Consider the following 24,603-nt stretch of genomic DNA (forward strand, 5'->3'; position numbering starts at 1 on the left):
CACATGACCCCAGCGACGAACAACTTGCATGGCACGACACCGAATCCCGAAGCAGCCATCTCGGTCCGAGGCCTCACCAAGAGATTTGGCCGATTCACGGCGGTCGACGGCATCGATTTCGATGTAGCCCGCGGCGAGGTCTTCGGCTTCCTCGGCCCCAATGGCTGCGGCAAGACCACCACCATTCGTATGCTCACCGGCACGATCGCGCCGCAGTCCGGAAGCGCACTGGTCCTCGGCGACGACGTTATCGCGAAGCCAGAGCGCGTGAAGCGGCGCATTGGTTACATGTCGCAGAAGTTCGCTCTCTTCGAAGACATGACCGTCGACGAGAACTTGCGTTTCTACGCCGGCGTCTACGACCTCCCTGCCGAGAAGTTCGCATCCCGGCGCGCTTACGTGCTGGAAATGGCCGATCTCATCGGCCGCGAAAGCGAACTCACGGCGAACCTCTCCGTGGGTTGGCGTCAACGCCTCGCACTGGGAGCGGCGACGATCCACGAACCGGAACTCCTGTTCCTCGACGAGCCCACCAGCGGCGTCGATCCTGTCGCGCGGCGGCAGTTCTGGGACCTGCTTTACGACCTCGCGAGCAAGGGCACCACGCTCTTCGTGACCACGCACTACATGGAGGAAGCCAGCCATTGCAACCGCCTCGCCTTCATCTACCGCGGCCGAATCATCGCCGAAGGCACGCCCCACGAGATTCGCACCGACTTCATGATGCAGCGCATCCTCGAAGTCGCCGTCGGAGACACGGATTCGGTGCTCGAATGGCTCGAAACTGCCGAGGGAGTCGAGGAAGCGTACTTGTCCGGAGCGCTGCTACACGCCGTCATCGCCGAGGAGATACGAGGCGACGGCCCCTCCTCGGCAGCCGCGTTCGCAGACCGGCTACACGATGCGGGATTCGTTGACGCGCGAGTCGCGACTGTAGAACCCACAATTGAGGACGTGTTCGTGAACCTGGTTTCCCGCGAGAGGGCTGCGTCGGGGCCCTAGGCTTCGCGCAGCGCCGCTTGGGTGGATCCCGCTGCTGCTACAAGTACCCCACCGACGCCGAGGGCTGCGGCCAGCCAGGCTATGGGCATCCTCTCGGCAAGGGCACCAACGATGACGGTTCCTAATACCATTGCAATGCGCGTCAGTGTGGTGATCGCAGCCATGACTCTGCCTCGCACGGCTTCGTTGGAATGCGTCTGGTACAACGTCGTTGCCGGGATGAAGAAGTACATGTTCGCGATACCTGCGGCCAGAAGAAACGCCATAGCGATCCAGATGTTGTAGGCCAAGGCGACCAGCCCCACCGCGACACCCATTCCGGCCACGCCGCTCAAGAACTTCGTGCCCGCCCGGCCCATGCCGCCTCGTGCGATCAGGACTGACCCTGCCAAGATACCAACAGCGATCGCGGCATCGAGCATCGCAAGACCCGTGGCCCCAGCCTGATAGCGTTCAAGTGCAAGGGCGTAGCATAGGGCGACCGACGCCTGCCCAAGCATGGCTGTGAACACGTAGAAGCCGGAGAGCTCCCGAAGGAGGTCGTGATGCCAGATCGAGCGCAATCCCTCGGTCAGCTCGGCATAGATGCCGACATGGGGGAGAGGTGCGGCCACTACCGGCCTGCGATGACGGATGAGGCTGATGCACACCGCCGAGAAGGCGAATGTCGCCGCATCGATCCCAAAGGCCCACGAATAGCCAATCGTCGCTACCACGACGCCGCCGATGGCGAGCCCCACAAGTTCGGCGACCGCTTCAGAGGCATTGTCAAGCGAGTTGGAAGCCATCAAGTCGCGCGAGTTCACGATCTCAGGAATGAGCGCACGTTTGGCGGGGGTGAACAGCAGTGAGACTGCGGAAGCCACAAACGCCAGCGCGTACGCCCACCCTATGCCGAAGTGAACGACGAATGGAATAGCAAGAACCACGACCATGCGAATCAAATCGGCGGCGATCATGACTCGGCGGCGGTCCAGCCGATCCACGAGAACGCCCGCCACGAGTCCGAAGAGAGCGGCCGGCAAGAGAACGATCCCAAGCATGATGCCCATCTGGAGCATCGAACCGGTGAGCGAGTACACCATGAGCGCCATGGCGATCTGGTTGATCCTATCGCCAGCAACCGAAACGATCTGCCCGATCCAAAGGGATCGGTAGTCCGCCACTCCCAGCGGTGAGAATGTCTTCGAGATCACGTAAGTCCCCCTCGTTTTCGTCGGGTGATCTTACTTGCCTTTAGACGCCCCCGCATCCGACAAGTGCTGCCCGTGCTGCTATTACACCACTGACACTCGATTGCACCAAGCCACGCGTGAGCCCTGCACCATCACCGATCGCAAAGAGGCCTCCGACGGCAGTCTCAAGAGCCTGATTCACCTCAACACGCGAGGAGTAGAATTTCACTTCGACACCGTACAGCAAAGTCCCCGGTCCTGCGATACCCGGCGCGATTGCCTCCATCGCTTCCAGGAACTCCACGATATCCGTCATGTGGCGATACGGAAGCACCGCTGAGAGATCGCCGGCCGTCGCGTGCTCAAGAGTGGGTTCCACTTGAGCCTGGGCGATGCGTTCGGGAGTCGACCGTCGTCCAACCTTCAGGTCGGCGAATCGCTGAACGAGAATACCGCCGCCCAGCAAGTTGGCCAGCTTCGCGATGGAACGGCCGTATGCAATCGGATCCCGGAACGGCTCGGTGAACCTCTGGCTGACGAGCACCGCGAAGTTGGTGTATGGGGTCTTTTCCTCGGCATAGGAATGCCCGTTGACCGTGACGACGTCTCCATAGCTTTCTGTCGTGACCTCGCCGGACGGATTCATGCAGAAGGTGCGAACGACGTCCCCAAACGTCTTTGTGCGATATATGAGCTTCGCCTCATAAAGCGCGTCAGTCAGGCGTTGCATTATCGGAGCAGGACACTCAACACGTACTCCTATGTCGACCGCGTTGTTCACGAGTCCGATCCCGAGGAGGCGCATCTGTCCGGCAAGCCAGTCGGCGCCCTCGCGCCCCGGCGCGACGATGACCCGATCCGCCTCCGCAAACTCACCCGGCGAGAGTTCGATCCCCGTCACATGCCCGTCTTGCACCACGATTCGAGTGACGGGGCATTCGGTGCGAACCGTCACTCCCGCCTGCTTGAGGTAGTTCATCATCGCGTCGAGCACCTGCGGCGAACGGTCGCTCCCCATGTGCCGTATACGCATCGGAATGAGCCTCATGCCAGCCGTCGCAGCTTCGCTCTCCAGCTTTACCGCGGTGTCGGAATCAGGTCCGTACACCTTCGGTGACGCACCGAACTCCAGCCAGATGCGGTCAGCGTACTCAACGAGTGACTGAAGTTCACTGTTCGAAATGTACTCGCCGAGCCACCCGCCCACCTCGGTGGTGAGCGTCAGTTTGCCATCCGAGAAAGCGCCTGCTCCACCCCATCCAGTCATGATGTCGCAGGTCTTGCAGCCGGCGCACGCTGTCCTGCGCGCCGGACAGCGGCGCTTTGCGATCGCGCGCCCCTTCTCAACGACGAGAACGTTCGTGATTCCGGAGCGCACCAACTCAATCGCCGAGAAGATGCCCGCCGGACCAGCGCCGACCACGATCACGTCATAGGTGGAAACCGGCACGTGTGCCTCCTTGGAACTTCCGCAAGACTGTTGCTGGGTCATTGCCCTACATGGGTCTATTGGGAACCGAAACGAACTTGACGAAGCGATCCAGGAAGGCGAGCTGTATCAAGCCTGTCGGCCCATTTCTGTGCTTAGCGACAATCAGTTCCGCCGAACCGAGAGGAGGCCTGTCTTCGCTGGTGTCTTTTGGATCGGTGTTGCGGTCGATGAACATGACCACGTCGGCATCTTGCTCGATTGCACCCGACTCTCGCAGGTCGGAAAGCTGCGGGCGCTTGCCAGCGCGCTGCTCGACAGCACGCGACAGCTGCGACAGAGCGACGATGGGGACCTTGAGTTCTTTGGCGAGTATCTTGAGTCCCCTGGATATCTCGGCGATCTCGGTCTGACGGTTTTCGTTCCGGCGATTCTGCGGCTGCATGAGCTGCAAGTAGTCGACAACGATGAGGCCTTTGGGTTTGTCCCTGAGCTGTCGGCGGGCTTTCGCGCGCAGTTCAAGGATCGAGATGGACGGCGTGTCGTCAACCCAGAAGTCGAGGTTAGCGAGCTTGCCCATCGCCGTGTGGATCGCGTGCCAGTCTGAGTCTTTCACGTATCCGGTGCGAACGTCTTGGAGATTGATTCTGGCTTCCGAGCACAACACGCGCTGGACCAGCTGCTCAGCTCCCATTTCCAGCGAGAACACGGCCACGGCCGTGCCTTGCTTGGCGGCACCTACCGCCATGTTGAGGGCGAGGGCGGTCTTACCCACTGACGGGCGTGCGGCGAGGATGATCAGATCGCCCGCATGCAGGCCGGCCAAGAGCCTGTCGAGATCTTCGAATCCTGTCGGCACTCCCGTGACATGCTGCTTGGCTTCGGCGAGATCCTCGAGTTCTTTGTAGGAGATCTTGAGCAGGTCGTTGATGTACTTGAAGTTGCTTTGAACTCGCTTGTTCGTAACGTCGAAAACTAGCTTCTCGGCATCGCCGACGACGGCATCGAGGTCGTCGGGCGCGTCGTAGCCGAGTGCCACGATCTGCGTGCCCGCACCGATCAACTGCCTGAGCATCGACGTGCGCTTCACAATCTCGGCGTAGCGCGGCCAGTTCGCAGCCGTGGGCACGACACCCGTGACGTCGAGCAGGTACGGCTTGCCGCCTGCGGCCTCTAGGTCTCCGACGGCCTCGAGCCGATCTGCCACCGACAGGTGGTCCACCGGAACCGACCGCGCGTAGAGGTCGCTCATCGCCGAGAAGATGCGTGAGTGGGCCGGACGATAGAAGTCTTCCGGATGCAGAAGCGCCAAGGCACCTTCGACCGCCTCGGCCGACAGAAACATCGCGCCGAGCGTAGCCTGTTCCGCTTCGAGATTGTGAGGAGGTACCCTGTCGGCGGCCACTGCCGCACGCATGCGGACGCCTCTGTCCATTGTGTCAGCCAAGGTAGAGACTCCCTCCCACGAGTGTGCCCATCACGCGCTTGCGCGTACGTATGGATGATATGCGAGCGCAGTGACATTTTCTTGGCTGCATATCTGCATCCACAGGGCTAAGTGGACAGGACTGCAGGTCTGACCTGCGGATGAACGAGTTATCCACAGTGTCCACCAGTTACCGGCGGACTTGCAGACACGCAAAGGCGGCGCCGCCCAAAATGGGGCTGCGCCGCCGTTTGTTCGCGCCGGGGACCTTCCAGAAGCCGAGAGTTACTCGACTTCGGCAGCCTGCTCGGCGGTCTCTTCGACGATCTCAACGTGTGCTTCGCCATCAGCATCAACGCCTTCGACTTCCGCGACGGCCGTCACGGGGACCTCGGGGGCCTTATAGCCTTCGGGCACAACGTTGACAGTGACCTGCGCCTTGATGTCACGGTACAGAGCGACTTCGACCACGTGGGGCCCGACCGCCTTGATTTGTCCGTGGGTCTCGATCTGACGGCGATCGATGTCGATGCCCAAGGTTGTGCTGATCGCGGCTTGAATCATCGTGGTGGTGACGGAGCCAAAGAGGCGACCTTCGTCGCCGACCTTCGCTTCAACATTGATGACCTTATCGCCCAGACGCTCGACGAGGCTGTTCGCCCCTTCGCGGCGTTGATCCTCGCGCACGCGGATGTTCTTACCGCGCTGCTCGAGCTGCTTCAGGTTCCCGGCAGTCGCCTCAATGGCGAACTTGCGCGGAAACAGATAGTTGACCGCAAAACCGTTGGCGACGTCGACGACATCACCCTCGCTTCCGCGACCTTTGAGTTCCTGCAATAGGATGACCTTCATTGTTACTCCTCTAAGTCGCCGAACGGTATACCGCCCGGACGGCAGTTCAGCCTAGCGATCCGACACTTCGTGCTCCGGCGCCGACGGGGTGAAACCGTCACGCGGCAGCCGTCGGAAGTTGAACCAGAAATCCACCAGCCCGGTGAAACTCACCGCAAGGGTCAGCGCGTCGAGCACCGCAAACCCGACAAGTCCAAACACCCGGCCGACAGATGAGATGCCGACCTTCTCAAGCACTGCGGCCATTACGCTCAGCCCTTGGATGAACAGGAAGGGCCATGCGCAGAGCAACAGGTTTGTCCCGACGGTCCCCATGGCGGCAGCCATCGGTATCGAACTGTATGACGCCGCCAACAAGAACAGGCCGGAGACAAAAGCCCACAGAATATGTGGAGTAAGATCCAGCTGCTTCAGAGACGGGATCTCAATCGGCTGCTCCAGTTTCTTCGCGCTCCAACCTACGACCATGATCGTGATGACGCCGACAAACACAGCCTCACGAAAGTACCATCCCGGCCAAATCGTGCCGAAGAGCCTCGCTGCAGAGCTCAACTGTGAAAGCAGCTCGGCACTCGCAGAAGACCCGAGTCCCTTGCCGAACTCATCGAACAACGTCGCGATCTGAACCGAAACCGTAGTACCCACCAATCGCGCGGCCAAGGCGGAAACACCTACGGTTGCCGCCGCCAATACCCCGATCAGTACGACCGCGATCCTCTGCACGCTTGTGCGCGGCAGCATGAGCACCGTGAAGAACACCGCAAGCACCACGGGAATCACAAACACGGCGCTGACCGGACTCATTGCGATAGCCGCCACGCTGCCGACAACCGCACCGAACACAGCCGCGCTCAGACGGTCCTGATACACGAGCCCGGCCACTCCGGCTGCCGCGATCGGCACCCCGACATATGGCAACATCGGCGCAAGGACAACGCCGAATATCGTGGCCACGGAAAGCAGCAACGTGTCGAACATGCGTGTAGAACTGGTCTTCACTTCAGGAATTACCTGCCACCCCTGCGATCGATGCGGCCGCTGATGACCGGCACGGTATAGGGAACGAGCGCCATCTCACGAGCGCGCTTGATCGCCATCGAAAGAGAATGCTGGTGCTGGGCGCATGTGCCTGACACACGACGAGGCTTGATCTTGCCACGGTCGGTCATGTACTTGCGAAGCAACTGCACATCCTTGTAGTCGATGTACTCAGAGTGATCCTTGCAAAACTGGCAATACTTGCGCCGAGGCTTGCGTGCAAAATCGGACATGTTTTTGACCTCCTTCCGCGATTTTCGTAGTCGCGGTACGTGCGAATCGGTACGCGCCCGAGGGGAGGGCGCGCCTTGGTTTCCCTAGAACGGAATATCGTCCTCGAAGACAGGAGCGGGTGCAGGTGCAGGTGTCGGAGCGCTGTAGGAGCCGCGATCACCACTGCCGCCACCCTCGCCACGAGGGGTCATGAACTCGATATCGTCAGCGACGACTTCGATCTTGCTGCGCTTGTCGCCGCTATTCTTGTCGGTCCATTGGCTCCAGCGGAGCTTGCCCTCGACGAAGACCTTCGATCCCTTCGAGAGAAAACGCGACAGCGACTCACCACGGGCTCCGAAGACGACTACATCGACGTAGTTCGGAAAATCCTCCCACTCGCCGGACTGAGCGTTCTTGCGACGGTCGTTGACAGCCACGCCCATCTGCAGAATGGCCATGCCGCCGCCGGTTGAACGGAGTTCCGGGTCGCGGGTGAGGTTCCCGCTTATGCAAACGCGATTGATGCTCATTTGAAAACCACCTTCTGACGTAAGCGGAATAGGGACACCGTCCGAATCCGCTGATGCCGGCCGAGAACGAGGACTAGTCTTTGTCCTCGCGCTGTAGGAGCATGAAGCGGATCACAGGATCGGTAATTCGCAGCACGCGGTCCAGCTCGGCAACTTTGGCCGGTGCGGTGTGGAAATCGAAGAGAACGTAGTCCCCCTCGGCAACCTTGCCGATCTCAAAGGCCAGCTTGCGCTTGCCCCACGAGTTGACGGCATCCACCACACCCCCGTCGGCGGTGATGACGCCCTGGACCTTGTCCAGAACGCCCGCGCGGGTCTCTTCGTCGAGAGAGGGGTTGAGCAGAAGCAATAGTTCGTAAGCCTTCACTTTGTCACCTCCCTTGGGCTGAAGGTCGGCCCCGGGACCGTGAAGGCAGCTGCCCGGAGCAGGAAATGAGCCTGTGGAGTGTATCACTGGCCCGCCACTGCCGCAACATCGTCGCTTAAGGCACTGACAGGAACCTGAACGGTACCTTTCCGCTTCCCGCGCCAGAGCGGCCAGAGCGCTCCCAGGGCGAATAGAACCGCCAGCAGCGTCAGCGACACAGTGCGCACGCCGCCCCTCACCGCACTCAACGCCTTGGATGCAAGATTATCGAGGCATTCCCTCACGACCTCATACGCCGACGCCTGCTCCCCCGCCGAGCCGGCAACGCCTGCGGGCACTGCCACAGGGACCGAACCGACAGCGCCGGCGGGCACGCTCGAGCCGGCAACTGTCACGCCGGGCGCAAGCACATCTCCCGCGCTCGCAGTTCTTGATGCGGCGCCCGCCGTTTCCACGGGTACGGCCGCCGCGCTCGGCGCTGGGCTTCCTGCCACCGCCGAGCTGGCGCTGCCAGCCTGAGCGGTGTTCCCAGCTGCGGCAGCCGCAGGCTGACTGCCGGGCTGCGGCGTCGCTACGGCCGGAGGAGCCATCACGCTCATGGGGTCGAGATACAAACCGTTGCGGCGCAATCCAACATGCACATGGGAGATCGTCGTAGAAGGGTCTCCTTCGCCGGCAATGATGCCCAGCACTGCGCCCTCGGCGACCTGCTCTCCTTTCACGACTGTCACCGACCTGAACGGGAACAGCGTGACATCGCCTTTCTCGGTGGCAAGCGTCACGGCAAGCACTGTGCCTCCGCCGGGACCCGGTATGCGGCCTACGAAGGTCACACTCCCCCCGAACGGCGCGCAGACTCCCGCGCCATCCTCGGCGGCCACATCAGCTCCCGTGTGGGTGCTCGATGAACCATCGGCAGCCGAGTAGGCGCCCCCAAACGCGCACGTCACTGTACCGGCACGCTGGAGCGGCCAACCCGCATACGCAGGCGCCGGCTGTCCGACAGTCGCCGCCACTGCAAGAATGCATGCGAAAAAAGCCACGGCGCGGGCGCTGAATCTGCGACCGGGTAGCGGAACCGCCCCCGCCCTCGTTCTGATCTTTGACACCATTCGAACCACTCCTGCCTTTGTCGGCAAGAGGGGGAGTCTCTTGAGGCACTATACGAACATATGTTCTACACCGACTGCGAACGCCTGTAAAGTGCCTCGGCAAAACAAAAGACCGCCCGAGGGACCGGGCGGCCGAGTCGTACTCTTGGAGCGGGTGACGGGATTCGAACCCGCAACATTCAGCTTGGGAAGCTGACGCTCTACCATTGAACTACACCCGCACGCTGGGAGAGTGTATCCCAGCCCTGAGCGATGCTGCAACGAGAAAACGTCGTCAGCAGTGTTGCCGGCGACGTTTTCGCAGCGTGCAGTGAAAAACGAGCTACTTGCCGATCTTGAACATCTTCGTGCCACACTCGGGGCATGTGCCCTGGGTGGCCGGACGCCCGTTCTTCATGGTGATTTCCTGAGGATCCTTGATCTCCCTCTTGCTCTTGCACTTCACGCAGTAGCCTTCTTTAGCAGCCATTCGCGCAATCACCTCCTTGACGATGTGATCGTGTCTTCAACGTTGCACACAATCCCGTGCTGTCCAGTACGATCTTTCCCCCAACAAATGGCTCGTGCAACCATTCAAGTCTACCTATTCCGCGGTATTTGTCACGCCCCGTCATTTCTGGCGCTCTCCTCGGCGGAGTCTCCACGCCGTCGAAGGACGCGCGCTCCCCACGCAAGCGCCGCCGAGCACACCACGACGAGACCGCCCCAAACCGCGGCACCTGTTGCCCAGAAAGGCTCGGGGAAGGTCTGAATGAGCAGGGAATCGGCAGGAAACTCCCAGTTGCCCGCCGAGAAAAACACTCCGTGAAAAGCTCGGAAAAACGCATCAAAGTCGACCAGCCCTGCCAGCGCGCCAAGAACGATGCAACCGACACCTGTGATCGCAGCCACGCTCATCGCCGAGGCGATCGCGGTCCTGTCACGCCGAGACCACCTCACCGCAATCCATATCATCGCCAGCACCGCCGGCACCGCGGTAGCCCAACGCGCCCCCACCAGTACGCGGCGCACATCGAGCAGGTGCGAGACCGCATCGGCGTCGAATCCGGATCGTCCATCCACCGTCGCAGGCAACGTGGTCGCTTCGTCGTTGACAACGAAGTCTCGCACCTGCTCGGCGACGGCCGAAATTCGATCCCGAGACAGGCCCGCTTGCGCGGCGAGGGAGTACTGCGACGACAAGACCCGCGTGAAAGCGGGCGTGAACAGAGGCAGAATGGTGAGTCCGAGAACCGCGAATGCGATGAGCGCACCAACGACCCCTGCTTGCACCCTGCGCACGCTAGTCCTCCATCATGGAGAGCAACTCATCGTCGCGAACTGGAGGAATCAGTGCCGAGGCGACCACAACGCGGTCCCCACCCATCTCGACGGCGGCGGCCAGCGCTCCGTCGGCGGCATCGAGCAGCTCGTCGGCCGTCACCCCGTCGTCGGGAAGCGATGCCACCCCGATCGAGACCGTGACTCCGACGTCGTCGACGCGCGCGGCGGCAATCCCCGATCGCAGGCACTCGGCAAGCGCAGCGGCATCCTCTGCACCTGGGGCCCCACGGGCTTCCGCCCTCTCGGCGAGCAGCACTGCGAACTCCTCGCCACCGAGGCGTGCCACGAGGTTCGCGGTCACCATCTCGTCGCCCGCCAGACCAACGCACCGCGTGATCTCGGCGGCTATGCGCCTCAGGAGAAGATCACCGCGCTCGATGCCAAAGCGGCGGTTGAATTCGCCAAAGTTGTCGATGTCGAGAAACATGATGTGGAGCGGACGTCCATCGTTGCCGGCCCGGCGTACCTCGGCGCCAAGGGCGCGCAGAAAGTAGCCGCGGGAGTACAGCCCCGTCGCCTCGTCGACGATCGACATGGCCGCCTGGCGCGGAGCTCTCTCGGCACGCTGCTCGGTCATGAGCAGCGAGGCGACCGAAGCCGTCCCTGCGAGCAGCGCGACTTGCCAGCCGTAGCTGACCGCCACGTAGACGGGGTCGAGGTACAGCTGGTTCGCGACGAACGGTATCGCGACATGCGGCAGCACGCGGAGCAGTTCGAGCCACTCCAAGGCGCCGAGAAGCACGATGCAGAACGCCGTGAAGGCCCAGGCGTCGCGTCGTCGCGGAAGGATGAATGCGGCTTCGAGGATGAACAGCGCGTACATCGACCAGAACCACGAGTTCACGGACCCCGAGTAATGAACGATCACCGTCACCACGAGCGCATCCAAAGCCAACTGCAGGATGTTCCACACGGAAATGTTTCCGAGGCGGCGGTAGTTGAGGTGGTAGAACGAGTTGTAAGCCACCACGAACAGGAGTGCCATCGCCGGGATCGCCATTCTGGCGACGAGTTCCCCGCCCGACATTCGGGACATATACGCCGATGCGGCAAGAAGTGAGTAGATCACCAGTACCGCGAGCAGTGCCCAGCGGATGCGGACGACGAGGCCGACACGGCGCGTGTTGACCTGAAGCGCCTCGATATCGTAGCGGGTGGGCTGCTCGCGCCATGAAACGATCATCGAACGCACGATGCGCTTCTTCAGGCGGTTTCTGCTCAACTGAGGGCTCTTATCCCAGAAATGAGTCATGGATGTCCATCACGCCTTGCGAATCATCGCGGTCACCAGTTCGACGCAGCGGTTCACGACTTCCGACTCCACGCGGTCGACCGTATCGGTGTGCCAGTGCCAGTTGAGCGGCAGGCCCGCGTTGTCAAAGGCCATGATACTCATCGCCTTGAAGCCGCGCGCAAGTGCAGGCGACGCATCAGTCGAAAGCCCCTTGTAGACGCGCGGCTTCACGAGTATCTGCTCCTCGCGTGAGACCCGCTTCACCAGCCCCACGAGGCGCTGGTTGGCGCCGTACCGCCGGCCCATCCCTTCGGCGGTCACCCAGGAAAGCTGTCCGGCGCCGACGTTGTCGAGGTTGATGATGAGCGCGTCGCGAAGCTCGTTCCCATATTGGCCGAGAAACGCCTGCATGCCGCAGGTGCCGACTTCCTCGGCGCCGGTCGCAACGAACCAGACCTCTTTCTCGGTCAGGTCGTGGTCGCTTCGCTCGGTCACGTGACGGCGGATGCGGGCGGCCGCATGCGCTGCGTACTCCTCGTCGCCGAGCGGATCCCCGCCCGGCTGGCCGCCTTTCCAGCCGAACCCGTCGGTGCTGTCATCTTCTTCGTCCGACCCGAAGTTGTCCCACGAGCCGATCTCACGGCCGGCCTTGCGCGCGTTGAAGCCCTCGTCGACGCCGAGCCAGCCCTTCACGTCACCGCTGCGCCCACGCGGCCCGTCCTTGCCGGGGCCGTTCTTCTTGCGCCCGAGCATGCCGAGCAGACCACGCCGCCGAGGAGGCTCTGCTTCGGCGATAGGGGTGCTGTCGAGCAGTTCGTAGTCGGAGTACGGCAGTTCCTCAGCCTCATAGGAAGTCGCTTCTCCGACCGCCTCGAACTGTATGGTCTCGAATTCGTAGAGCGTCCGCTCGCGCGCCGGCGGCTCCGCCGACTGCGTGTATGACAGCACGGCGCCCTCCGGCACCACATCGGCCTCAACAGCTGCAGCTTGGGTCCGGCGAACCGGCGCGAACTCCACGGTCGCGAAGCGGCTGGAACCCGACTGCGGCTCGGCGAAGTTGCTCATCACGCCGAGCATGGCTGCCACACCGGAGGCGTTGTCATTGGCGCCGGCCACAAACGGCATCGCCAGCTCACGGTGCAGGTTGATCAGCAGCGGAACGATGAGGTACGCCGCAACCACCAGCGTCGCGTACCAGACGTACGTATGGATCTTCACCGGGATCGGAAGGGGCAAAGCCAACGCTAGGATCAGCACGGGGACGAGCGTCGTCGCCCACTTCATGAGCGCAAACGTTGCCGGGAACTGGCGTGCCATCCCCGGAGAGAACGCCAGCGAAGAGCGGGCGCTGTCGTAGTGCGCGACAATAACGATCTTCTTCAGCCGCTCACCGCGGCGCGCCCGCGGAATATGGCGCGCGATGACGTTCTGGCTCGGGCCTTTGGGCATGAGGCGGGTAAGGCCCCACCTCGTGTTCAGATCGCTTCTGAAGATGATCGCGGTTGCTGCGGCGAGGATAAACGCAACCCACACCAGTTTGCCGCCAAGCAGCGGCACACCGGCGCCAACGGCCGCAAGAATCGTCAGAAAGTTGTAGAGGATGTAGGCCCACCCATACGTCCGAGGAGCTTCAAACTCCTGGACTTCCGGTTGCAGACCACTCTGTGAGAACACCGACTCCAGATACGAGGCAGCGCGGCTTTCGGCCTCACTTGTAGCCGGGCGCGGCCCAATCTCATCTGCAAGTACTGCGATGTGTTGCATGACCTCGGCCATCGAAAACCTCCGTGGCGACTCGCGCTAATTCTAGGTAACGAGTGTTCCCTGACCACTATGGTAGCGCAGTCGAGGCCGATCCGATTCGCGGAACCGTCAGCCGTGGATCAACGAGGGCAGACAGCGGGTGCAAACCCACGTGGATCTTCCGGCAGTTCGGACGGGCAACAGAGGTCGATCGTCCTCGGAGGAACCGCACACGAAGCATACTTGCGGGATGTATTCGCGCTGTGCGGCAGCCTGAGATTCGGCGGCTTGGTGGTCAAACTCCGGTGCTTCGCGCGTTTCGATGGAAAGTGCTCCTGTGGGACAGACTCCGAGGCAGAATCCGGCTCCGTCGCAGAGTTCCTCGCGCAGTACACGCGCTTTGCCGTCCACGATCTGAATCGCCCCCTCCGCACAGGGCGAGACGCAGATACCGCATCCGTTACACGCTTCCTCGTCAATATGCACGATCTGGCGGGTCTTCGTCATCTTGCTACTCCTCCGGTATGCCGCCCCGATGCACGCGGGCGGAGTGTCTGCGTGCCCTCACAGTATTCTCTCCCGAATCCAGAACCTTTGACGCCCATCAATTTCCTCGGCGATCCGGAAAGAATTTCATAAAGTCTTCCTGCAGACCTGCCGATAAACCAATAACTTGCACTGGTGCGAAAATGCGAAGGGATGCTACGTGCCCACCGTCAACGATGTGGCGGAACGAGTCTTGACCGTGTTCCGGGAATGCCCGGTTTGGCGCGACGCTTCTGATGCCGGCGTTGTCTCTCTCGCACGCTCGTCTCGGCTGAAGCGGTATGCCAAGGGCGAAATCATCTTCGACAAGGAACCGCAGGCCAAGCATGTGGCTCTCGTCGTCTCGGGGAGCGTCCGCGCCACTCACCACGCAACAACCGGACGGCCGGTCACCGTGAAGCTGTTGGGTCCTGGCTGTGCCTTAGGAGTGCTGGCCGTCTTCGCAGACGAACGCTACCCGATCTGCCATGAAGCGGCCCAGCCTTCGGCGATCGCGCTGATCCCCACGTCAGCCCTGACGGACCTCGTCCGCTCCGAGCCTCATGTCATGAACTCGATCGCGCGAGACTTCGCCAATCAGACAGTTGATGCCCTTGCCTGCGTGAAGACGCTCTCCTCTGACGTGCCGACCCGTCTGGCAGCGCATCTGCTCGATCAACTCGGCCGTCATCCCTCCGATTGTCCCGATCCGCAGAGTGTCGACCTCGAAATGTCGCGGGTCGAACTCGCGGCCACGTTGGGCACAGTGCCCGAAACGCTCTCGCGCACGTTCCGGGTATTCCAGCAGGAAGGCCTCATCTACGCGCGCGGCAGAACCGTCACCCTGCTGAACATATCGGGTCTCGCCGTTCGCGCTCAGGTCGGCTGCTAGGCCAAGTTCTGTACGTCAGGCGGCTCTCAGGGAAATCCGAAAACCGCATCGCAGCCCGTTTCTTTGGCATGCCCGTTGCTACCGTGTTTGTCGAGCTGTGGCGACCTACTTTTCCTCCCCCCTCAAAAGTGGAGCCCGCCCGCTCGCTAGGCCCGTCAGACCGCGCCCCCACGTGGTCTGACACAGTCCAAGCCGCGCCCCCACGCGGCTTGGCGATTAGCTGAGTCGCATCCCCCATGCGATTCGGTATCAAACGGGCCGCGTCCCCCCACGCGGCTCGTTTCGTTTTCCCCGGTTATTGGGATTGTTGCCTCCCCCTCCCAGTGCCGTACAATCGGCTCTGTCGGCTACTGGGAGGGGAACAGCAACGTGAGCATCGCAATCGAGCGGCTCGTCAATCTGGCGCTCTATTTCGCAGCCTCAACCAGGCCCGTAACCGCCGAGCAGATCCGGACCGAGGTCATCGGCTACCCCGCCGATCAGGACGAGGCTGCGTTCCTGCGCATGTTTGAACGCGACAAGGAGGACCTGCGCCAAGCAGGGCTGACGATCGACTCCGACGAACAAGGCCGCTACCTCCTTGACCGCTCGGCCACCTTCGCCGCTCCGCTCGACCTCTCCGCCGAGGAGGCGGCTGTTGTCCGCATCGCAGGCAGCGCGCTTCTCGGCGACCCGTCATTCCCCTTCGCGAAGGATCTGCGACTCGCGCTTGCGAAGATCTCGGCGGGACTCGGCGAGGGAACTCCGCCTTCTGTCTCGCATCTGGCCGATGAGAACCCGGAGAAGCAAGGCGCCTCGGTCGCCCAGATAGCCGACGCGGCCGGCCGCTGCAAGCGCATGACGTTCGACTACACGAACTCCTACGGCGCAACCGCCGGTCGCGAGGTCGAGCCGTACGGGCTCTTCCTGCACGAGGGGCGTTGGTACCTGGTGGGTCGCGACACATCCGCCGACTCGATACGCACCTACACCGTCGCACGAGCGGACAACATTACGGTAAACGCAGGCCGCCCCAAGTCGGCGGACTTCACGCGCCCTGAGGATTTCGACGTGCGCACGTTCGTCTGCTTCCCCTTCCAGTACGGCTCCGCTGCCGACGAGTTCGAGGCCGTCCTGCGCTTCGCGCCCTCTGTTGCGTGGCGCGCCGAGAGACTTGCGGCGGGACACGGTGTCTTGTCAGAGGAGGAGGACGGACCTGTCGGCCAGAAGGTGAGACTGTGGCGTGTGAGTGCGCATTCGCGAGATCGCGTGCTGCGGTTCGCCATCGAGCACGGGCCTGGAGTGAGCGTCGTCGCCCCGCCTGCGCTTGCCGCGGAGATGCGCGCGGGTCTTGAGAGGGTGGCGGCTCTCCATGGCTAAGATCACCGCATCCGACCGGGTTCGCCGCCTTATCGCGCTACTCGGCAAGCTGCAGCCCGGCGACATCCCGTTGGCCGACCTCGCTGCGGAAGTGGGAACCACACCGGCAGACCTCTCGGCAGATCTCGAGACGCTTTCGGTCTGCGGAGTCGCGCCGTATTACCCCGACCAGATGGTTGATGTCTTCGTCGAAGGCGACACGGTGCGGGTACTGGCCCCGTTGCCGGCCATGAGAGGGCCCGTGCGGTTCTCGCCTGCTGAGGCCACTTCTCTCGCCGCCGCGCTGTCGGCGGCCGGCTTCCCCTCGGACGACAGTCTGGTCGCACGCCTGATGGCAGCGGCGTCGGCGTCGTTTGACGCGACCGAAACCGAGCGCACGATTCGCTCGGCGATCGCCGCGCACGAGCCCGGCGTTTTCGAGGCGCTCGCCTCGGCGATTCGCGATCACGCCGCGGTCACGATCGCCTACCAGAAAGAGGGTGCCGCCGAGTCTGCGGACCGCGTGGTGGAGCCGCTGCGGCTGTTTGCCGACCGCGGTGCGTGGTACCTCTCGGCATGGTGCCGAGACGCGGAGAGCCATAGGACGTTCCGGGTCGAGCGGGTCTTATCGGCCACGCGCACCGGTGATACTGATGCCGCGCATCGCGACGCCGACGGTACCGCGCCCGTCGCTTTCGCGACCGAGGGGCTGCCGGTGGCCCGCCTGCGGTTTTCTCCGGGCGAGGAGTTCGTCGAACGCGAATGGCCGGGTGGCCGCCTCGATGCGGCCGGAGAGTCCGGCGACGTCATCGCCGAGGTGCCCTTCGGCGGCATGGCGTGGATCGCTCGCCGCGTGGTTGCTCGGCTTGGCAGGGTCGAAGTGCTTTCGCCCTCCGAACTGCGAGGTGCGGTCGCTGACTTAGCACGCGAGGAGCTTGCCAATACCTAGCATGCTTCGCGGATAGGATCCATCAGACGCCCTGACCAGCCGTCGCCACGAACCGGTGAACATGCTCTGCCACGTCATCCTCCGCGTGCCTCTTCTCTAGGTACTCCTCGACGGGAGCCGGCCTGCCGAGATGATGCCCTTGGGCGAAATCCACACCTTGCTCCTGAACCGCAAGAAGTGCCTCGGCTGACTCGACTGACTCGGCAACCGTACGGATTCCGAGACCCCTGCAAAGGCCGACAATGGCTCTCAGGAAGTGCATGTCTGTTGAGCGGGGGGCCATATCTCGTACAATGCGGCCATCGATCTTCACGAAATCGATAGGCAGATGCCTCAGATAGTGGAACGAAGATGTTCCGGACCCAAAGTCGTCAAGACAGAATCGGCAACCGATCTCCCCGATCTCGCGAACAAAGGCCGCGGCGGAGGCCAAGTTCAGAATCGCGCTGGATTCGGAGATCTCAATGATCAGCCGATCGGCTTCGACGCCGCTTTCGGAGATTCCCTGCCGTATGATGTCGAGCAGCATGGGATCGTTGAAAGCGCCCGCGGAAACGTTCGCCGTGAAGAAGACGTCTCTCCCCTTTGCTCGTTCCTCGGCAAGCAGCCCTATCGCATGCCGCATCACCCAGTGGTCGATATCTCGAATAAGGCCGAGACGCTCGGCCGCCGGAAGAAATCGTCGAGGGAGGATGATCTCCCCGTCCTTTCCCGGCATTCTGAGCAACAACTCGTAGGCCTCCGTGCTGGGGTTCACCAAGGAGAAGATCGGCTGCGCGTACAAGACGAACCCGTTTTCGCGGATTGCCGAGACGATTTGCCCACTGTCTTCAATCTGCTGCGTCATCTCACTGCGCCAGGAATCGTCGGCGGTGTAGAAGACGACTTCGTTTCCTCCCCTCGATTTCGCGTCGTACATTGCGAGGTCCGCTCGGGAGAGGAGATCGTCCGTAGTGCTTCCGTGCTCGGGGTAGAGGACCGCGCCGACACTCACGCTGACGCGAACCTCGTGACCCCCCGCCGGAAACATGCGGTTGGCAAGCTCCGTGGACAGTCTCGAGCCGGCCGCACTGGCTTCTTCTCGGCTTGCGTGAGGGATCAAGATGCCGAACTCATCGCCGCCCAGCCGCGCGACGACAGAGTACTCGCGCATCTGCTCGCGCAGGTACGCCGAGAATGCGATGAGCAACTCGTCTCCTGCGGCATGCCCGAGGCCGTCGTTGATATCTTTGAAATTGTCTAGGTCGAACCAGAACACGGCGCCTTCCGTATTCAGACGCCGGCGCTCGCCCAACTCCCGTTCGAGCGCCTCTTCGAAGAAACGTCTGTTGTGCAGACCGGTGAGCGGATCGTGCGTCGCCAAGTATCCAAGCTCGTTATGGGAGCGGCCGATCTCGTCCAGCATCTCGTTGATGTCCCCGGCAAGACGTGCAATCTCGTCCTTCCCAGTGACGGCAAGCCGAGTGTCGGCAACCCCCGAGGACGCCAGTCTACGGACACCGGAACTCAGATTGGTCAGCCGTTTCAGCACGGTCTTGTCCAGAATGAGCGTGAGCAGACCGAGGAGAGCCAGCACGATCACTGCCAAAGCCAACTCCGCCCTTATGATCGCCGAGCGCGATACGATCAGGGCAATTCGTGGTTGAGACACTCGCATCAGAGCACCCGTCGAGCCGTCGATGCCCGGAAGAATCGCATACCCAACGACGGCCTCGTCGTCGATAGTCACAACCGAGCCTGACGTCTCCTCACTTGTTGAAGACAACGCCGCCGTGACGTCAGCAGGATTTGCAGAGGCCTTCGCCGAGAACAACTCGACCGGCAACGCGGTCAGTTGACGGAGCGGCGCAGTCTCTTCTTCTCCGACGCGATATCCCACGATGAGCGTGCCGTCAGGTGAACTCAGCTTGTCGCTCGTCATAATCGACTGTGCCACGACCATGTAGAGGCCGTCCGTCATGGAGAGCAAGCCGGAGACCGCTTCCCCTGAATCGGGCGATTGCAGAATATCGGGCTGTGTTTGCAGGTAGTCTCTAATGCTTGGGGGTAACGTGGAGCCCGCGCTTGTGTCGGGATCGATCGCTTTCGAATACACGATCTGGCCGCTGCGGTCGGTGAAGACCATGAAGTCGACACCCAGTATCTGAAGCGCTCCATCCGAGAGATTCGCCTTGATGTACGCGACATTCTGGTCTTTAACAAAGCGGTAGGTGTCGTCCCATATCGCCCAGTCTCCCGAGATGGTCTCGAGTTCGTTGGCTTGGTAGTCAACCGCAACGGCCGCCCTGTGAAGCGCCTTGGTTACCTCGAGCCTGTCGACTTGAGCAGCACTGTTCTCGGTGTAGAGAATCGTCACAAAGGAGAGTCCGCCCCAGACCACAAGGGTGGCAAGCGCCAACAACGCGACCGTTCTGAGTCGGATTCCCATGAAGATCACACCTCGTCCGTGGCTCGTGGGTCTCTCTTCTGTGCTCGGCGCCGAGACTATGAAGGCTGCGGGATTTGATCGTCGGAGAATCGAGCGCGCTGGCAGACAATAGTGTCTGGAAGCAAGATGACACAACTTGGATTCAAGGCACAGTCCCATTTCCCCGCCTCTTTGCGATCTGTTGAGGAATTGCCTTGTGGCGTGAGCCCAACCACTGGGGAACCCGTCCTATTGAGGTATAAGATTGCCAAGGAGGCTGGCTATGCGACTGATATGGGCACTCAGACTCATCGTCGTTGTGGCGGCGGCCGCGCTGCTGGCTGGGTGCACGATTCTTGGCGGGAGCGCTTCGCGCCTTGAGGGCACATCGTGGCGGCTGGTCGCGTGGTCGGACAGCGCCATCGACCCGGGCGGCTTCACCATCACCGCGCAGTTCGCCGACGGCAAGATCACAGGCAGGTCGGCGGTCAACAGCTACGGCGGCTCATACAAGGCCGGAGCGGATGGCTCGTTCTCCAGCGGCACCATCGCAAGCACGCTGATGGCGGGACCGGAACCGGCCATGCGCGCCGAGAGCACCTACCTCGGACTGCTTGGCGGGGCCTCGTCATACAAGCTGGACGGCAACCGGTTAAGGCTGTTCGACAAGAACAGCACCGAGTCGCTGGTCTTCGAGAAAGCCGCACAGTAGACGCAGCACTACCGCCCGAAGCGGCGCTCGATCTCGCTCGCGACCTGCTCGGCGCAGAGGCGCTCGATGTCTGCGACCGGAAGTGCGGCGACGAACTCGCGGCCGTAGGCCTTACTGATGACGCGCGCGTCGGCGATCACTAGGCAGCCGGTGTCGGTCTTGCTGCGAATGAGCCTGCCTGCCGCCTGCTTGAGCTCGATCACGGCCTCGGGCAGCGTGTGACGGCGCCAGGCAACGCGCCCTTCTCGGCGTTCACGCTCCTGGGCGAGCGGGTCGGTGGGCCGGCCGAAGGGAAGCTTGGGCACCACCACACAGCGCAGCGTGTCACCCTTAGCGTCGAAGCCCTCCCAGAAGGACTTGAGCGCGAAGAGCGACAGGCGTTCGTCGGCGAGGAACTCGTCGCGCAGACGCTTGGCGCTGGTGCCGCGGCTCTGGCACAGCAGCGCGAGCCCCCGGCGCTCAAGGCGCGGCGCGAGGATGGAGTACAGATGGTCCATGTCGCGGCGGTTTGTGAAGAGCGTGAGCACGCTGCCGCCCATCGCGACGTGCACGTTCTCCAGCAGCGATTCGAGGTCCGCGAGGTAGCCGTGCTCGGCAGGCATGCGCATGTCGGTCGGAACGAAGACGGCCATCTGCCGCTCGAAGTCGTAGCTCGAGGTCAGGCGTAGGGAGCGCCACGACTCCTCCGGCAGACGGTCGAGCCCGACGCCACGCGCGAAGTGCTTGAAGGAGTCGCCCGTGGCGATGGTCGCCGAGGTGAACACGACGCTGTGCATACGCGGGTAGAGGTCGTCGAGCAGCACCTCGCCCACATCGAGTCGCTCGGCGACCAGACGCTCGACATCGACGTTGGGGCGGCGGTCGAGCGCCACCGAGTACACCAGCGCATCGTCCTCGCCGTCGAGTACGGCGTTCAGGCCCGCAAGCTGCTCGGCCAGGCGGGACAACAGGCCGGCGAGGTCTGCTCGGCTGTCCGTGAGTTCGGAGCCGAGTTCCTCGAGCTGCGTCATCAGCTCGCGCCCATCGGCCACCAGCGCCTCGAGGCGCTTGGCCAGGCTCGCGCCGGTGGACGCCACCACGCCCCAGGCCCCGCTCTCGCGCGTCTCGGCGGTCACCCACAGCTCGGCCGAGTCGTAGTCGCCGTTTCCGGCGAGCGGCGCCAGGTCCTTCACGAAGTCGAACAGCGAGTCGGCCAGCGTCGCACAGCGCCCGACAGCCTCCTCCATGCGCGCGATCACGCCGAGAACCCCGGGGATGCCTGTCTGCCGGGAGAGCGTTCTGCGCAGGTTCTCCAGCAGGTTGCCTCGCTTCGCACCCAGCGCGCCGAGCACCACCGCAAGCTCCACGTGGCTTGCGCCCATCGTGAGTTGCTTGCGCGCCTCGCTCTCGGCGGCATGCGCCTCGTCGACGATCCAGTGGCGCACGGGAGGCAGAATCCCACCCTGCGCGACCACGTCGCGGAAGAGCAGCGCGTGGTTGGTGACGACGATGTGTGCGCTCTCCGCCCGCCGTCGCACGCCGTGCAGGTAGCACAGCTGCGGGTAGAAGCGGCACCGGCGGCGCGTGCAGTCTGCCTGCGAAGCGGAGATCGCCGTGCGCAGATCGCGACGGCCCCAGTGCAGGTTGATCGCATCCAGATCGCCCCACGCCGATTGCGCCGTCCACGCGTACAGTGCAGCGACAGTGGCGAGCTTCCCGGCGTCGTTCTCGGCGAATTCGTCGGCGTAGCGTTCGAGCTTGCGCAGGCACGGGTAGTGGTCATAGCCTTTCAGCGCCACGTGGCGAAGCCCGCCGCCGAGCGCAGCGTTCAGGCGCGGCAACTCGTGATAGACAAGCTGGTCCATGAGCGCGTTGGTTTTGGTCGCGACACCCACGCCCACGTTGTTCTCCAGTGCGTACAGCGCAGCCGGCACGAGGTAGGCGACCGACTTTCCCACGCCGGTTCCCGCCTCGATCGCCACGTGAGTGCGCGTCGCGAATGCCTCGAGCACCGCCTCGGCCATCAGCAGCTGCTCGGCACGCGACTCGTATCCCGGGTACATGCGCCCCGCGATCCCGCCTTCTGCGAACTCGCCGAGAACCACGTCGGCGGGCGGGCACACGCAGGCGACGTCGTCCGCGTCGTCGAGCGCCTCGGCCTTGTCGGCGGCCACGCGCTTACGGCGAACCTCCCGCAGGTCGAATGAGGCGCCCGGCGCGGCGGCGGCGACGTGTGCGAGCGTGGCGCGAAGCGGCCAGTCGACGTCCGGACCCATGTCGGCGATGTGTCGAAGCAGCCCCGGCGGCAGGTCCGAGATGCCCACAAGCGCGATGCGCCACACGGCGGCAAGCGCCTCGACGTCCGGAAGCGCGCGGTGCGCCGAGCCGCTCGCGGTGACGCCGAACGCTGCTGCGATGTCGGCAAGCCGGTGCGAACGCAGGCGCGGCAGGCCGAGACGAACGAGCTCGAGCGAGTCGAGCCACCGCCCGCGAAGGGCATGCGTCCCGGCGACGCGCTCGACGAAGGAGCGGTCGAAGGCGCAACTGTGCGCGATCATGTCGCGCCCGCCGACGAACGCGACCAGCTGCGCGACCACCGCCTCGGCGCTCGGTGCACCTGCCACCATCGCATCAGTGATGCCGGTGAGCTTGGTGATCTCCGTCGGCACCGGGATACCCGGATCGACCAGCGCCGAGAACCGTTCGATCACCTCCGGGCCGCGCATCACGCACGCCGCGATCTCGATCAGGCGGTCGCGGTCACAGTCATAGCCGGTGGTCTCGACATCGACCACCGCAATCTCATCCTCAAAGCCGAACACGGTATTCTCGGCACGCTCGGCAAGCGTCGAGTAGCGCGCGACAACATCCGGGTCGGTGCCCGGAACGAGCCAGCTCATGAGGGTCTCGGCAGTCATGAATTCAGCCTAGCATGCGGCCATGACGCCGAGGCGGAAAAGACGGCTACTTCGCGGTGGAAGTCGCAGCGGTGGACGAGTCGGTTCCCGACATCATTGCTCGCGACTCCGCATACCACTGGTCGCCGACCTTCTTGAAGTACCACGTGTAGGCAATTGTCAGGCTGTCCGGCATAACCTGAGCTGCGGCGATGGCGTAGGTATCGGCGGTTTCCTCGAAACCACCCAGTTTGAAGCTCGAAGTCGTGACGCCGTAGTCCTTCATCTGCGCCGCAAACGCCGAGGCGGAGCCGTACCCCAGCTGCGAGCCGAGTGGCAGCAGTTTGTAGGCATCCTCGTACTTGCCGTTGATCACGGCGTTGTAGTAGGCCTCGACCAGCTGTTTGGGTGCCATGCCTGCAGGTACCTTTGTCGCGGTGGCGGGATCGAAAGCCACTGTCTGAGCGCTTGAAGTTGTGCCGGTCGACGTCGTGCTCCCTGAGCTTCCGAGTGTGCCGGAAAACATCACGATCATGGCTATGACAAGCGCCGCGAGGAGCACGGCGATTACGGATAGCAGAACGATGATCCCCCGCTGGGAGCCGGACTTGGTCTTCTCGGACATGGTCTTCCCTTTCGTGAAACAACGTCAGCGCCGTGCGTGCTCGCCCGGCGCATACAGACATAGAAAGCGGTACGGGACGCGATTGCGTATTGGGACACAATACCGCAAACCGCGCAATCGCCTATCGGCGGTGATACGATGAGCGAATGGCACGCCAGCGTAGCGTTTTCGACATCGTCGGTCCGGTGATGATCGGGCCTTCCTCGAGCCACACGGCAGGGGCCTGCCGCCTCGGCGAGCTGGCGCGCGCCATCTTCGGCCCCACGCCTACTCGCGCGCGCATTCTGCTGCACGGCTCCTTCGCATCCACCGGTCCGGGCCATGGCACCGATCTCGCGCTCGTCGCAGGTTTGCTCGGCATGCGTCCCGACGACCCGCGCATACCGTGCTCTTTCGACGTCGCGCACGAAGCCGGGATGGTGTTTGAATTCGTCACCGTCGATCTGGGTGACGCGCATCCCAACACCGCGGTCTTCGAACTCGAGGATGCCAATGGACGCCGGATGACCGTGCGCGGCTCGTCCCTCGGCGGCGGGGATGTGGTCGTAACCGAGATCGACAGCTTCGAGGTGGAGGCGACGGGAGAGATGCCGCTGCTGGTGGTTGGACACGTCGACCGCCCGGGTGAGATCGCCGCCGTCAGCCGGATCCTCGCGGACAGCGGCGTTAACGTCGCTTCAATGCAGGTCTCGCGCGAGCGGCGCGGCGCAGGGGCACTCATGCTGATCGAGACCGACGTCATCGTCGACGACGCCTCGGCAGCCCGAATCGCCGAGCAACCCGGGATCACAAGCGTGAGGCGCGTCTCGGCGGTATAGCGTCGCGGCCCGGG

At 63.0% G+C, this 24,603-nt stretch carries 23 protein-coding genes and 1 tRNA gene; 6 read left to right on the forward strand and 18 right to left on the reverse strand.

Annotated features, from left to right (window positions below; genetic code table 11):
• Positions 1 to 3: 3 nt before the first annotated feature.
• Positions 4 to 1,002, forward strand: a complete 999-nt coding sequence (locus tag HGA39_02700; protein ID NTW28259.1) for an ABC transporter ATP-binding protein — start codon at positions 4 to 6, stop codon at positions 1,000 to 1,002.
• Here HGA39_02700 and HGA39_02705 read toward each other — a convergent pair.
• The 15 genes from HGA39_02705 to HGA39_02775 form a co-directional block, all read right to left on the reverse strand.
• A complete protein-coding gene (locus tag HGA39_02705) occupies positions 999 to 2,198 on the reverse strand; it encodes an MFS transporter (GenBank protein NTW28260.1) in 1,200 nt (399 codons plus the stop codon). The two genes, HGA39_02700 and HGA39_02705, sit on opposite strands and share 4 nt — an antisense overlap.
• Before the next feature lie 40 nt (positions 2,199 to 2,238).
• Entirely contained in the window at positions 2,239 to 3,669 is a 1,431-nt protein-coding gene (locus HGA39_02710; protein NTW28261.1) for an FAD-binding protein, read from the reverse strand.
• 4 nt (positions 3,670 to 3,673) lie between these two features.
• Complete coding sequence (dnaB, locus tag HGA39_02715; protein NTW28262.1) at positions 3,674 to 5,023, reverse strand: replicative DNA helicase; 1,350 nt, start codon at positions 5,021 to 5,023, stop codon at positions 3,674 to 3,676.
• A 294-nt stretch (positions 5,024 to 5,317) separates the two neighbouring features.
• Positions 5,318 to 5,884, reverse strand: a complete 567-nt coding sequence (locus tag HGA39_02720) for a 50S ribosomal protein L9 (protein ID NTW28263.1) — start codon at positions 5,882 to 5,884, stop codon at positions 5,318 to 5,320.
• Between the two features lie 51 nt (positions 5,885 to 5,935).
• Positions 5,936 to 6,862, reverse strand: a complete 927-nt coding sequence (locus HGA39_02725) for a DUF2232 domain-containing protein (GenBank protein NTW28264.1) — start codon at positions 6,860 to 6,862, stop codon at positions 5,936 to 5,938.
• A 29-nt stretch (positions 6,863 to 6,891) separates the two neighbouring features.
• Positions 6,892 to 7,155, reverse strand: a complete 264-nt coding sequence (locus HGA39_02730) for a 30S ribosomal protein S18 (protein ID NTW28265.1) — start codon at positions 7,153 to 7,155, stop codon at positions 6,892 to 6,894.
• A gap of 84 nt (positions 7,156 to 7,239) precedes the next feature.
• Positions 7,240 to 7,668 (reverse strand): single-stranded DNA-binding protein, encoded by a 429-nt coding sequence (locus HGA39_02735; protein ID NTW28266.1) that lies wholly within the window; start codon positions 7,666 to 7,668, stop codon positions 7,240 to 7,242.
• Between the two features lie 73 nt (positions 7,669 to 7,741).
• Complete coding sequence (locus tag HGA39_02740) at positions 7,742 to 8,035, reverse strand: 30S ribosomal protein S6 (GenBank protein ID NTW28267.1); 294 nt, start codon at positions 8,033 to 8,035, stop codon at positions 7,742 to 7,744.
• An 83-nt stretch (positions 8,036 to 8,118) separates the two neighbouring features.
• On the reverse strand, positions 8,119 to 9,144 hold the full coding sequence (locus tag HGA39_02745; protein NTW28268.1) for a M23 family metallopeptidase: 1,026 nt from the start codon (positions 9,142 to 9,144) through the stop codon (positions 8,119 to 8,121).
• Between the two features lie 149 nt (positions 9,145 to 9,293).
• Positions 9,294 to 9,368, reverse strand: a tRNA-Gly gene (locus HGA39_02750).
• 101 nt (positions 9,369 to 9,469) lie between these two features.
• Positions 9,470 to 9,616, reverse strand: a complete 147-nt coding sequence (locus HGA39_02755) for a hypothetical protein (GenBank protein ID NTW28269.1) — start codon at positions 9,614 to 9,616, stop codon at positions 9,470 to 9,472.
• A 131-nt stretch (positions 9,617 to 9,747) separates the two neighbouring features.
• Positions 9,748 to 10,428 carry a DUF1461 domain-containing protein gene (locus tag HGA39_02760; GenBank protein ID NTW28270.1) on the reverse strand — a complete coding sequence of 227 codons (681 nt, stop codon included), beginning with the start codon at positions 10,426 to 10,428 and terminating at the stop codon, positions 9,748 to 9,750.
• A 1-nt stretch (position 10,429) separates the two neighbouring features.
• Entirely contained in the window at positions 10,430 to 11,692 is a 1,263-nt protein-coding gene (locus tag HGA39_02765) for a GGDEF domain-containing protein (protein NTW28271.1), read from the reverse strand.
• 39 nt (positions 11,693 to 11,731) lie between these two features.
• Positions 11,732 to 13,480, reverse strand: coding sequence for a M28 family peptidase (locus tag HGA39_02770; protein NTW28272.1), 1,749 nt, complete (start codon positions 13,478 to 13,480; stop codon positions 11,732 to 11,734).
• 96 nt (positions 13,481 to 13,576) lie between these two features.
• Positions 13,577 to 13,954 carry a 4Fe-4S binding protein gene (locus HGA39_02775; protein ID NTW28273.1) on the reverse strand — a complete coding sequence of 126 codons (378 nt, stop codon included), beginning with the start codon at positions 13,952 to 13,954 and terminating at the stop codon, positions 13,577 to 13,579.
• Between the two features lie 199 nt (positions 13,955 to 14,153).
• Between HGA39_02775 and HGA39_02780 the strand changes: the two genes are divergently transcribed.
• From HGA39_02780 to HGA39_02790, 3 genes are all read left to right on the forward strand, one after another.
• Positions 14,154 to 14,864: a Crp/Fnr family transcriptional regulator gene (locus HGA39_02780; protein ID NTW28274.1), complete on the forward strand. Its 711-nt coding sequence runs from the start codon at positions 14,154 to 14,156 to the stop codon at positions 14,862 to 14,864.
• 369 nt (positions 14,865 to 15,233) lie between these two features.
• On the forward strand, positions 15,234 to 16,223 hold the full coding sequence (locus tag HGA39_02785; protein ID NTW28275.1) for a WYL domain-containing protein: 990 nt from the start codon (positions 15,234 to 15,236) through the stop codon (positions 16,221 to 16,223).
• Positions 16,216 to 17,151, forward strand: a complete 936-nt coding sequence (locus HGA39_02790) for a WYL domain-containing protein (GenBank protein NTW28276.1) — start codon at positions 16,216 to 16,218, stop codon at positions 17,149 to 17,151. The genes HGA39_02785 and HGA39_02790 overlap by 8 nt, the downstream gene beginning before the upstream one ends.
• 22 nt (positions 17,152 to 17,173) lie before the next feature.
• On the opposite strand, the gene HGA39_02795 is transcribed toward HGA39_02790, so the two are convergent.
• Complete coding sequence (locus HGA39_02795) at positions 17,174 to 19,579, reverse strand: EAL domain-containing protein (protein ID NTW28277.1); 2,406 nt, start codon at positions 19,577 to 19,579, stop codon at positions 17,174 to 17,176.
• 262 nt (positions 19,580 to 19,841) lie between these two features.
• On the opposite strand from HGA39_02795, the gene HGA39_02800 reads away from it, so the two are divergent.
• Positions 19,842 to 20,270, forward strand: a complete 429-nt coding sequence (locus tag HGA39_02800; protein NTW28278.1) for an META domain-containing protein — start codon at positions 19,842 to 19,844, stop codon at positions 20,268 to 20,270.
• Between the two features lie 8 nt (positions 20,271 to 20,278).
• Here the strand turns inward: HGA39_02800 and HGA39_02805 are convergent, their stop codons facing one another.
• Positions 20,279 to 23,167 carry a DNA polymerase III subunit epsilon gene (locus tag HGA39_02805; protein NTW28279.1) on the reverse strand — a complete coding sequence of 963 codons (2,889 nt, stop codon included), beginning with the start codon at positions 23,165 to 23,167 and terminating at the stop codon, positions 20,279 to 20,281.
• A 46-nt stretch (positions 23,168 to 23,213) separates the two neighbouring features.
• Positions 23,214 to 23,771 (reverse strand): hypothetical protein, encoded by a 558-nt coding sequence (locus tag HGA39_02810; protein NTW28280.1) that lies wholly within the window; start codon positions 23,769 to 23,771, stop codon positions 23,214 to 23,216.
• A 146-nt stretch (positions 23,772 to 23,917) separates the two neighbouring features.
• Here HGA39_02810 and sdaAB point away from each other — a divergent pair, with 146 nt between their 5' ends.
• Entirely contained in the window at positions 23,918 to 24,589 is a 672-nt protein-coding gene (sdaAB, locus tag HGA39_02815; protein NTW28281.1) for an L-serine ammonia-lyase, iron-sulfur-dependent, subunit beta, read from the forward strand.
• The last annotated feature ends 14 nt before the right edge of the window (positions 24,590 to 24,603 follow it).

The sequence above is a fragment of the Coriobacteriia bacterium genome (assembly GCA_013336165.1).
Lineage (GTDB): Bacteria > Actinomycetota > Coriobacteriia > Anaerosomatales > JAAXUF01 > JAAXUF01.

Bases quoted from the DNA above. Each gene is read 5' to 3' on its own strand.
- HGA39_02710 (NTW28261.1), bottom strand. From the start codon at position 3,669: ATGACCCAGCAACAGTCTTGCGGAAGTTCCAAGGAGGCACACGTGCCG.
- HGA39_02790 (NTW28276.1), top strand. From the start codon at position 16,216: ATGGCTAAGATCACCGCATCCGACCGGGTTCGCCGCCTTATCGCGCTA.
- HGA39_02770 (NTW28272.1), bottom strand. From the start codon at position 13,480: ATGGCCGAGGTCATGCAACACATCGCAGTACTTGCAGATGAGATTGGG.
- HGA39_02805 (NTW28279.1), bottom strand. From the start codon at position 23,167: ATGACTGCCGAGACCCTCATGAGCTGGCTCGTTCCGGGCACCGACCCG.
- dnaB (NTW28262.1), bottom strand. From the start codon at position 5,023: ATGCGTGCGGCAGTGGCCGCCGACAGGGTACCTCCTCACAATCTCGAA.
- HGA39_02735 (NTW28266.1), bottom strand. From the start codon at position 7,668: ATGAGCATCAATCGCGTTTGCATAAGCGGGAACCTCACCCGCGACCCG.
- HGA39_02775 (NTW28273.1), bottom strand. From the start codon at position 13,954: ATGACGAAGACCCGCCAGATCGTGCATATTGACGAGGAAGCGTGTAAC.
- HGA39_02755 (NTW28269.1), bottom strand. From the start codon at position 9,616: ATGGCTGCTAAAGAAGGCTACTGCGTGAAGTGCAAGAGCAAGAGGGAG.
- sdaAB (NTW28281.1), top strand. From the start codon at position 23,918: ATGGCACGCCAGCGTAGCGTTTTCGACATCGTCGGTCCGGTGATGATC.
- HGA39_02795 (NTW28277.1), bottom strand. From the start codon at position 19,579: ATGGGAATCCGACTCAGAACGGTCGCGTTGTTGGCGCTTGCCACCCTT.
- HGA39_02725 (NTW28264.1), bottom strand. From the start codon at position 6,862: ATGTTCGACACGTTGCTGCTTTCCGTGGCCACGATATTCGGCGTTGTC.
- HGA39_02730 (NTW28265.1), bottom strand. From the start codon at position 7,155: ATGTCCGATTTTGCACGCAAGCCTCGGCGCAAGTATTGCCAGTTTTGC.
- HGA39_02800 (NTW28278.1), top strand. From the start codon at position 19,842: ATGCGACTGATATGGGCACTCAGACTCATCGTCGTTGTGGCGGCGGCC.
- HGA39_02700 (NTW28259.1), top strand. From the start codon at position 4: ATGACCCCAGCGACGAACAACTTGCATGGCACGACACCGAATCCCGAA.
- HGA39_02810 (NTW28280.1), bottom strand. From the start codon at position 23,771: ATGTCCGAGAAGACCAAGTCCGGCTCCCAGCGGGGGATCATCGTTCTG.
- HGA39_02720 (NTW28263.1), bottom strand. From the start codon at position 5,884: ATGAAGGTCATCCTATTGCAGGAACTCAAAGGTCGCGGAAGCGAGGGT.